A 6,214-nucleotide genomic window follows, 5' to 3' on the forward strand; every position below is an offset into this window, starting at 1 on the left:
TGGCGCACAGATAGCGCGGTGGCCAGCGTGCTTCAAGGATGCAGTGATGGGTAATCGCGCGTGGTTGTCTTTGCAGGTGGACCGGGACGGCCGCACGCTGTCATCGGAAGAAATCGCCGCCGCCAATGGCAACCTGCCGACGTTATGGCAGGTGTTGCTGGCCGACGGCAGCTTGCGGGATGCCGATGCGTCGCAGCGCGTGTTTGGAGACGCGGGTACGGCGGCGCTGGCCGCCCCCGCGCAAGCCGCGCACGATCGCTTGCGCCAGGTGGCGGCATTCTTGCGGACGCATGCGGCTAGCGTAGACGCGCCGCATTGCGTGCAGTGGGATGCGGCGGTGGCTTACCTGGCCGAACGGATGAATGCGCGGGGGGCGCGGGACGCGTCGGGCGAGCGGGACGATGCCGCCGGCTTGTGGATAAGCGCCAATCTTGATGAGCTGGCGTGGCTGCATGGGGATGGCGCGCAGGCGTATCTTGCCCACGCGCGCGCGCTGTGCACGGATCGCTGGAACGCTTTGCAGGACAGCATGCGCGAGGACGACATCGCGGCTGCGTTGCGCTTGCTGGACGTGCAAGGCGCTGATGATGAATCCGGTTGGGCGTGGCGGGTCGGGCTGGGCGGCCTGGCGCATCCGTATTTCTTTCCGCAAGAACCCGCCCGGCGGGTGCGCTATGAAGACTTCGACGAGGAAGAAGACCAGGGCGAGGACGAGGACGAAGATGAGGGCGACGGCAACGACACCCACCTCGGCGACGGCTTGCATCGCTTTGTTGTGGACAACCTGTGTGGCGTGCGCGCAGGACGCGGCGAGAACAGCCGCGCGGTGGTGCCACCGCAGTTCGATTCCATCTGGCGTTTCGAAGACGGCGTGGCGGCGGTTCTCAAGGACGACAAGCTTGGGCTGATCGATACCGACGGCCGCCAGTTGATGCCGTGCGAGCTGGACGAAGTGTGGAGTTATTCACAGGGTTTGGCGATGGCCCGCGTAGGTGACCTGATCGGCTTTGTGGATAGATCGGGGGCGGGGGGGGGGTTCCGCCCACATTCGAATCGGCCGGCGATTTTTCCCCCGGCGGCTTGGCGCCCGCCTACGAGGCCGGGCGCTGGGGCCTGATCGACCGGCGCGGTGCCTGGGCAAGCGCGCCGGTATGGGATGACATCAATTGGGACGACGCGCTGCATGCCTATGTGACGCAACGCGGTGACGGTTGCGGCCTGATCGATGCGCAAGGTCGACTCGTGCTGGACGCCCTGTACGCCGCGTTGGGGCCGGTGGAGTCGGAGCCCGATTCCGCCACCCTGTGGATAAGCGGCCAGATGCGGATCCGGGTGCTGACCGAGGACGATCAGCGCGGCATTGTGGACACCCAGGGCGGAATCGTCGTGCCCGTGGCCTATACGGATCTGGCCGACATCATCTGGCTACCCGCGCCCGACCCGGCAGAGATCACGCCGCCGCCAGCGGGCCAGGCCGGCCGCTATATGCGCGTGCTGCGCTGTGTGGATCACGGGGAATGGGACGAATGGTTCCAAGGCGCCTACGACATGGTCGAACACCGCGAGGCGCTGCCGTGCACGCAGCACATGGTGTTCGGCCTGATGTGGAAAGACACGCACGGCTGGCTCTGCGCGGTGACGCCGGAACAGGCCAGCGACCACAGTCCGGATGGCCTGCACATCGGTATCGCACAAGCGGACGGCGCGTGGCTGCTCGAACCGGTCTATGCCTGGATTGGCGTGCCCGAGTCGCTGCGCACGGGGGATGGCGTGCACGGCGTGCCATCGGCGATTGCGCAATGCTGGAGCCAGGGTCAGGCCGTGCCGGCCATGCATGTTGACGGCGCCATGCGCTACTTGCATGCGGACGGGCGGGTACAGACCGAGCCGCAATAGCGCGGGCACCTTCTAATCCACCCCCTCACACACCTGCTTGATCGTCTGCCTTAACCACCGGTGCGCCGGGTCGCTGTCCAGCCGGGGCGGCCAGGCTTGCACCACCCTGACCGGGGGCGTCGCCACTGGCATCGCAAAGCCGCGCAAGGCGAGTCCCAACCGTTCAATGCCCGGCATCAGGTGCTGCGGCATGGTGGGCAGGATCAGGTCTGAGTCGGCCAGCGCAAACAGCGCGGCGTGGAAGGTGGGGGTGATCAACGCGACGCGCCGGGTCAGGCCCAGGCTGGCCAGCGCCTGGTCGATAGGGCCTTGCGCGCGGCCACGGCGCGACACGCTGATGTGGTCGTAGTCCGCCAGGCGGTGTGGCGTGACGGCTCCGTCGAAAATCGCGTGCCCGTCGCGCGCCAGGCCGCAGAAGGACGTGGTGAAAAGCGTTTGCACCTTGATGTCCGCGCCGAACTTTTGCGACGAACCAATGTAGAGGTCGGCGTCGTCACGCAAGGCTTCCTCGTCGTCTTCGCTTTCGGAGACAAAGCGCAGCACGGCGCGCGGGGCGTGACGGCAAAGATGTTCGCGCAGGCGGCCACCGAAAGCGCCGACAAACACATCGTTGGCGCGCAGCGTGAAGATGCGGGTCAGCGCGCCTAGGTCCGTGTCGCGGCTGAATGCCGACCACACGGATTGCGCCTGCTCCACCGCCGCGCGCACCTGATCCCGCAGTTCCAGCGCGCGCGGGGTGGGCGCCAGGCCGCGTCCTGAACGCACCAGCACCGGGTCGCCCACGGCGTCGCGGATGCGGGCCAGCGTGCGGCTCATGGCGGGCGTGCTCAGGTTGAGCCGACGCGCCGCGCCGGCGACGCTGCCCTCCTGGACAAGCACGTCCAGGGCCAGCAGCAGGTTGAGGTCGGGCGTCGTCATGGCGCCAAGCATAGCGTGCGCGCCGGGCGCGGCTTGGGGCGCAGCGTTGCACGCGATGCAATCGTGGATTGCGATGGGCGGCATTCCCCGGTGTGCGCGCGGGCGCCATGATGCCGTTCGTGGCGGTGCATGGGCGCCGGCTGGAAAACGAAGGAGATAGACATGGCGCTGAAGGTTCTGGAACTGCACCACCACGCGGTGCGCATGCCACTGGGAAAAGTGGCGGCCATGGGCGCGTTCTATGGAAGCGTGCTGGGGCTGGACACCGATGAAGGCCGCTGGGAAATACCGGGCATCGCCGGCTACTTCCTGGACATGGGCAACGATTGCCAGATCCATTTGCTGGGCAGCGATGGCCCCTCGCCCTATTCCCAGGGGCCGGGACGCGACCCTGTGGAAAACCACGTGGCGCTGGCGGTGGACGATATCGCCGAGGCCGAGGCGGAGTTGCAACGCATGGCGGTGGACTACTGGAAGCTGGACAACGTGGCGGCGCCGGAACTCATGCAGCTTTTTCTGCGCGACCCCGTCGGCAACCTGATCGAGCTGCACCAGTTGGGACGCTGCCGCTGCAAACGCAGCGACCGTCTCTTCGCGGATGCGAAGGCCGCCCAGGGCGCGGCGCCGACGCCTGCGCAAGACTGAGCAGTTGGGGATAAGTCATGTTCATCGACCTGAACGTCTTGGCGGGCCCCGAACGCTACAAGCTGCTGACGGCGGCGATCGTGCCTCGGCCCATCGCCTGGATCGTGTCGCGCGGTGAGCAGGGGGCGACCAACGTGGCGCCCTTCTCGTTCTTCAACCTGATGTCGGGCGATCCGCCGCTGATCTGTGTGGGCATCGGGATGCGTGATGGCGCGCCCAAGGACACCGCGCGCAATATCGCCGAGCGCGGCGAATTCACCGTCAACCTGGTGTCGACCCGGTTGGCCGCCAGGATGAACGTGACGGCGGTGGACTTCCCGGCCGGCGTGGATGAATCACAGGAAGCGGGGCTGGTGCTGGCGCCGTCCGAACGCATCGGCGTGCCGCGCGTGATGCAGTCGCCCGTCGCGTTTGAGTGCCGGGTGCATGAGCTGCTGCGCATCGACGGCCGCAGCCTGGTGGTGGCCGATGTGGTGGCGATGCATGTGCAGGATGAATTCGTGGCCGACCGCGAACACCTCTATCTGGACGGCGGAAAAATGGACCTGCTGGCCCGTCTGCACAACCCAGGCTGGTATGGCCGCCCGCAGCCGGCGTTCCAGATGCCGCAGTTGAACCTGGCGCAATGGCAGGCGCTGAAGCAGTCTGGCGAAGCGGCCGACTATCTGGAACGGTCCTTCATCTAGCAGGCGGCGAAGGCCGGCCCCTTCACCGTGGCGGCCGCGCCTTCAGATCCGCCATCTCTTCATTCATCAGCTGATGCGCGTAGCGCGAAAACACGCTGACCAGCCGCGTGCGCGTGTGATACGGCGGATACAGCAAGGCCACCGTCACCGGCACCGCCGGGCTGAACGGGCGGACTTCAACGCCGTTGGCCTCGTACTCTTCGCGCGCGGCCAAGGGGTTGATCAGCGCCACGCCCAGGCCCGCGCCCACCAGCGCGCACACCGATGACCCCAGGCCCGCTTCGGCCACCGTCTGCCGTTCCACCTTGGCGGACTTGAAGACGGCGTCGATCTTTTCGCGCAGCGGCGTGGCGCTGGGAAAGGCGATGAAGGGCTCGCCCGCGAAGTCGGCGGGCTTGAGCTTTTTCAGCTTGGTCAGGCGGTGCCCCTTGGGCAGCACCGCCACGCAGTTCATCGTCATCACGGGTTCGACCTGGATGCCCGGGCTGTCGCCCGACAGCATGGCCAGCCCCGTGTCGCAAAAGCCCGAACTGATCCAGTTGTGCACCGCGCTGGCGTTGCCCGAATGGATGGACACCATCACGTCGGGGTACTCGGTCTTGAAGGCCGCGACGATGCGCGCCAGCATGCCGCCCGCCAGCCGTGGCATGGCCGCCACGCTCAGGCGGCTGGCGCTGAACGAGCGGATGCTGGCCGCCGCCGACTCCAGGCCGGCCAGGCCTATAAAGGTTTTTTCCACCTCTTGAAAGAAGCGCGAACCGTCCTGTGTGGGGCTCAGGCGGCTGCCATTGCGATCAAACAAGGGAAACTGGGTGATGGCTTCCAATTGCGCAATTAAGCGGCTAACGTGCGGCTGCGAGGTGTGCACGCGTCGCGCGGCGGCCGTCATCGAGCCGGTCATCATGACGGCTCGGAAGGCCTCGATGTGTCTTAAGCCCATCCGTGGAATGGCCATATCAAATCCGTATAGAGGAATACCTGATTGGAACTGGATAAAACCATACTGCTAGTTGATACTTTTTGCCAGCCGCGGGGCTCATCGCGGGACGTGGCGGACGCCGGACAAACCGGCGCCGCCGATCGTGACTACAAACACGCGCCGATCGCACGGCGCCAAGGGAATCAGATGAAAGCATTTGCCGCGATCTCCGTTGCTGCCGCTCTGCTGGGCAGCACGGCCACCGCCCACGCCGAAGGCACCAGCCGCCTGGACAAGATCCGCGAAACCGGCGTGATCACCCTCGGCCACCCCGAGACCTCGGTCCCCTTCGCCTATCTCGACGGCAACCAGAAGCCCATCGGCTACTCGGTCGAGATCTGCCAGGAAGTGGTGCAACACATCAAGACCGCGCTGAAGCTGCCCAAGCTGGAAGTGCGCTACAACCCGACGACTTCCGCCACGCGCATCCCGCTGCTGGCCAATGGCACCATCGACCTGGAATGCGGCAACACCACCAACAACCTGGCACGCCACAAGCTGGTGTCGTTCGCGCCCACGACCTTCGTGGCGCAGGTGGTGCTGGTGGCGCGCAAGGACGGCGGTGTGGATCCCAACAACCTGGAATCGTTCCGGGGCAAGACCATTGCCGCGCAAGCCGGCGGCCAGACTTTCCGCCTGATCTCGGAATTGAACGCCAAGGGTAACCTGGGTATCACGATGGCGCCCACCAAGGACACCGCCGAGACCATCCTGATGGTGGAATCGGGCCGTGCCGCCGGGTCGGCCAACGACGACGGCATCGCCTATGGCGCCGTGGCCTCGTCGAAGAATCCGGATGCGTTCGTGATCGGCACCAAGGGCCTGGAAATGGCGCCCTACGGCATCATGGAACCCAAGGACGACCCCGCATTCAAGAAGGTGGTGGACGACGCCGTGGTGGACCTGATGAAGACCGGCAAGGTCGCGGCGATCTACAACAAGTACTTCAATTCGCCGATTCCCCCGAAGCAGATCAACCTGAAGTATCCGATGAGCGATGCGCTCAAGCGCGCGCTGGCCAACCCGACCGACTCGGGTGACCCGAAGGCATACGAGTAACCAGCAAGTTGTGGGGGGGGGGGCCCAGGCG

At 66.0% G+C, this 6,214-nt stretch carries 7 protein-coding genes; 5 read left to right on the forward strand and 2 right to left on the reverse strand.

Annotated elements, in window-relative coordinates:
* The first annotated feature begins 46 nt into the window (after nt 1-46).
* Together ACE04A_RS26725 and ACE04A_RS26730 are read left to right on the forward strand one after the other, a co-directional pair.
* On the forward strand, nt 47-1,117 hold the full coding sequence (locus tag ACE04A_RS26725; RefSeq protein WP_485820696.1) for a WG repeat-containing protein: 1,071 nt from the start codon (nt 47-49) through the stop codon (nt 1,115-1,117).
* Complete coding sequence (locus ACE04A_RS26730) at nt 1,081-1,896, forward strand: hypothetical protein (protein WP_485820697.1); 816 nt, start codon at nt 1,081-1,083, stop codon at nt 1,894-1,896. The genes ACE04A_RS26725 and ACE04A_RS26730 overlap by 37 nt, the downstream gene beginning before the upstream one ends.
* A gap of 12 nt (nt 1,897-1,908) precedes the next feature.
* Here the strand turns inward: ACE04A_RS26730 and ACE04A_RS26735 are convergent, their stop codons facing one another.
* A complete protein-coding gene (locus tag ACE04A_RS26735; RefSeq protein ID WP_438859316.1) occupies nt 1,909-2,814 on the reverse strand; it encodes a LysR family transcriptional regulator in 906 nt (301 codons plus the stop codon).
* A 162-nt stretch (nt 2,815-2,976) separates the two neighbouring features.
* Between ACE04A_RS26735 and ACE04A_RS26740 the strand changes: the two genes are divergently transcribed.
* A complete protein-coding gene (locus tag ACE04A_RS26740) occupies nt 2,977-3,459 on the forward strand; it encodes a VOC family protein (RefSeq protein WP_448715686.1) in 483 nt (160 codons plus the stop codon).
* A 17-nt stretch (nt 3,460-3,476) separates the two neighbouring features.
* Nucleotides 3,477-4,145, forward strand: coding sequence for a flavin reductase family protein (locus tag ACE04A_RS26745; protein ID WP_447987655.1), 669 nt, complete (start codon nt 3,477-3,479; stop codon nt 4,143-4,145).
* A gap of 22 nt (nt 4,146-4,167) precedes the next feature.
* Here the strand turns inward: ACE04A_RS26745 and ACE04A_RS26750 are convergent, their stop codons facing one another.
* Nucleotides 4,168-5,100, reverse strand: coding sequence for a LysR substrate-binding domain-containing protein (locus ACE04A_RS26750; protein ID WP_100853681.1), 933 nt, complete (start codon nt 5,098-5,100; stop codon nt 4,168-4,170).
* Between the two features lie 171 nt (nt 5,101-5,271).
* Here ACE04A_RS26750 and ACE04A_RS26755 point away from each other — a divergent pair, with 171 nt between their 5' ends.
* Nucleotides 5,272-6,183 carry an amino acid ABC transporter substrate-binding protein gene (locus ACE04A_RS26755; protein WP_259251305.1) on the forward strand — a complete coding sequence of 304 codons (912 nt, stop codon included), beginning with the start codon at nt 5,272-5,274 and terminating at the stop codon, nt 6,181-6,183.
* Nucleotides 6,184-6,214 lie beyond the last annotated feature (31 nt).

The sequence above is a fragment of the Achromobacter colocynthidis genome, from assembly GCF_057334535.1.

Coding starts and splice junctions, on each gene's coding strand:
- ACE04A_RS26735 (WP_438859316.1), bottom strand. CDS start 2,814: ATGACGACGCCCGACCTCAACCTGCTGCTGGCCCTGGACGTGCTTGTC.
- ACE04A_RS26750 (WP_100853681.1), bottom strand. CDS start 5,100: ATGGCCATTCCACGGATGGGCTTAAGACACATCGAGGCCTTCCGAGCC.
- ACE04A_RS26740 (WP_448715686.1), top strand. CDS start 2,977: ATGGCGCTGAAGGTTCTGGAACTGCACCACCACGCGGTGCGCATGCCA.
- ACE04A_RS26745 (WP_447987655.1), top strand. CDS start 3,477: ATGTTCATCGACCTGAACGTCTTGGCGGGCCCCGAACGCTACAAGCTG.
- ACE04A_RS26755 (WP_259251305.1), top strand. CDS start 5,272: ATGAAAGCATTTGCCGCGATCTCCGTTGCTGCCGCTCTGCTGGGCAGC.
- ACE04A_RS26725 (WP_485820696.1), top strand. CDS start 47: ATGGGTAATCGCGCGTGGTTGTCTTTGCAGGTGGACCGGGACGGCCGC.